Below are 2,353 nucleotides of genomic sequence, written 5' to 3'. Positions count from 1 at the left end.
GACGAGCGCGACGTTGACGGCCAACGGGGCGATCGACACGACCGGCAGCGCCACGCTGAGCACGTCTGGGCTGCTGACCTTGAACGCGGGGAGCAATGCGATCACGGTGGCGGCGGGCGACACAGCGAACTTCGGTTCGATCGACCTCACGGGCGGGGCGGTCACGCTGACGGAAGACAGCGCGATGACGCTGGCGGGTTTGTCGGCCACGAGCGCGACGCTGACGGCCAACGGAGCGATCACCACGACGGGCAGCGCGACGCTGAGCACGTCGGGGCTGCTGACGCTGAACGCCGGGAGCAACGCGATCACGGTGGTGGCCGGAGACACGGCGAACTTCGGCTCGGTGAACCTGACGGGCGGCGCGGTGACGATCACCGAAGACAGCGCGATGACACTGGCGGGCCTGTCGGCAACGAGCGCGACGCTGACGGCCAGCGGAGCGATTGACACGACGGGCAGCGCCACGCTGAGCACGTCTGGGCTGCTGACGCTGAACGCGGGGAGCAATGCGATCACGGTGGCGGCCGGAGACACGGCGAACTTCGGCTCGGTGAACCTCACGGGTGGTGCGGTCACGCTGACGGAAGACAGCGCGATGACGCTGGCGGGCCTGTCGGCGACGAGCACAACGCTGACGGCCAACGGAGCGATCGACACGACGGGCAGCGCGACGCTGACGGCCTCGGGACTACTGACGCTGAACGCGGGGAGCAACGCGATCACGGTGGTGGCCGGAGACACGGCGAACTTCGGTTCGGTGAACCTCACGGGCGGTGCGGTCACGCTGACGGAAGACAGCGCGATGACGCTGGCAGGCCTGTCGGCGACGAGCGCGACGCTGACCGCTAATGGGACGATCACCACGACGGGCAGCGCCACGCTGAGCACGTCTGGGCTGCTGACGCTGAACGCGGGGAGCAACGCGATCACGGTGGTGGCAGGAGACACGGCGAACTTTGGCAACCTGACATTCATTGGCGGAGCGGTCTCGATCGCAGTGGACAGCGCGACCGAGTTGTCTGGAACCAGCACGGCCACGAGCTTGGTTCTCTCGTCGTCAGGCGCCTTGACGGACGACGCGACGGCGGATGTGAGCGTGACGGGCAACGCCAGCCTGAGCGGCACCAGCATCACCCTGGGCGATCAGGTTGGCAACGACGTGAACTTCGGCAGTCTGACGGTCAGTTCCACCGGCGCGGTGACGATCACCGAGGACTCGGCCACGGTGCTGACGGGAACGAACACGGCGGCGAGCCTGAGCCTGACGTCGAGCGGGACGATCACGGATGCGGCGAGCACGAGCCTGGTGGTGACGGGGCTGGCGAGTTTCAACGCGGGGAGCAACGCGATCACGCTGGGTGATGACGCGGGCGATACGACGAACTTTGGTTCGGTGAACCTGACGGGTGGTGCGGTCACGCTGACGGAAGACAGCGCGATGACACTGGCGGGCCTGTCGGCGACGAGCGCGACGCTGACGGCCAACGGAGCGATTGACACGACGGGCAGCGCGACACTGACGACCTCGGGGCTGCTGACGTTGAACGCGGGGAGCAACGCGATCACGGTGGTGGCCGGAGACACGGCGAACTTCGGCTCGGTGAACCTGACGGGCGGCGCGGTGACGATCACCGAAGACTCGGCCACGGTGCTGTCGGGAACCAACACGGCGACGAGCCTGACGCTGACATCGGCTGGATCGCTGACGAACGACGCGACGGCGGACCTGAGCGTGACGGGCAACGCCAGCCTGAGCGGCACCAGCATCACCCTGGGCGATCAGGTGGCCAACGACGTGAACTTCGGCAGTCTGACGGTCAATTCCACCGGCGCGGTGACGATCACCGAGGACTCGGCCACGGTGCTGACGGGGACGAACACGGCGGCGAGCCTGAGCCTGACGTCGAGCGGGACGATCACGGACGCGGCGAGCACGAGTCTGATGGTGACGGGGCTGGCGAGTTTCAACGCGGGCAGCAACGCGATCACGCTGGGTGATGACGCGGGCGATACGACGAACTTTGGTTCGGTGAACCTGACGGGCGGCGCGGTCACGCTGACGGAGGACAGCGCGATGACACTGGCAGGCCTGTCGGCGACGAGCGCGACGCTGACGGCCAGCGGAGCGATTGACACGACGGGCAGCGCGACGCTGACGACCTCGGGGCTGCTGACGCTGAACGCGGGGAGCAACGCGATCACGGTGGCGGCCGGAGACACGGCGAACTTCGGCTCGGTGAACCTGACGGGCGGTGCGGTCACGCTGACGGAAGACAGCGCGATGACGCTGGCGGGCCTGTCGGCGACGAGCGCGACGCTGACGGCCAGCGGAGCGATTGACACGACGGGC

The 2,353-nt window shown here is 67.9% G+C and carries 1 protein-coding gene; it reads left to right on the top strand.

The window, feature by feature from the left end:
- Positions 1-2,353 (top strand): beta strand repeat-containing protein (locus ACLBKS_RS16420; protein ID WP_410193878.1); only part of this gene is annotated, 2,353 nt, incomplete at both ends.

The sequence above is a fragment of the Hylemonella sp. W303a genome (assembly GCF_046452315.1).
Classification (GTDB): Bacteria; Pseudomonadota; Gammaproteobacteria; order Burkholderiales; family Burkholderiaceae_C; genus Hylemonella.
The sequence above is the reverse complement of the archived record's forward strand: the minus strand, read 5'-3'. Positions and strand labels throughout refer to the sequence as shown.